This is a genomic window from Terrisporobacter othiniensis, from assembly GCF_000808015.1.
In the GTDB taxonomy this organism is placed as follows: domain Bacteria; phylum Bacillota; class Clostridia; order Peptostreptococcales; family Peptostreptococcaceae; genus Terrisporobacter; species Terrisporobacter muris.
Genome location: NZ_JWHR01000146.1, coordinates 1 through 484 on the forward strand (window position 1 = coordinate 1; position 484 = coordinate 484).

1 protein-coding gene is annotated in these 484 nt (G+C 19.6%); it reads right to left on the minus strand.

Annotated features, from left to right (window positions below; genetic code table 11):
- The coding region (locus QX51_RS17355) for a sensor histidine kinase (protein WP_161791944.1) at positions 1-484 on the minus strand (484 nt) is incomplete at both ends.

Sequence of the window (484 nt, forward strand, 5' to 3'; positions counted from 1 at the left end):
AAATCTATATCTGCTAAAATATATATTTCTTCTTCTTCAGTATCAAATATAACTTCAATATTTTTATTTTGAGCAAAATTTATAATAGACATAGTTAAATCTTCTACTAAAGATACTATATTTATTATTTTTAAATCCATATTTATTATATTTGCTTCAAATTTAGTTGAGTCAATAAAATTATTAATCATTCTAATTAATCTATCACAATTTCTTTTTATTAAAATATTGTATTCATGTAACTTTTTATAATCATTTTGTGTTTTCTCTAAATCAAGTAACTGTGCTGTCGAATATATTACATTAACAGGTGTTTTAAATTCATGAGATATATTTGATAACATCTCATTTCGTCCTAACTCTATTATTTTGTTTTGTTCTAATGTATTTTTTAACTTTTCTATTTGAATTTTTGCATTCAAGTCTTGTATTATTATCATATTTAATATGGAGTCTTTTTCATTATCTTTAATATTAATTTCTT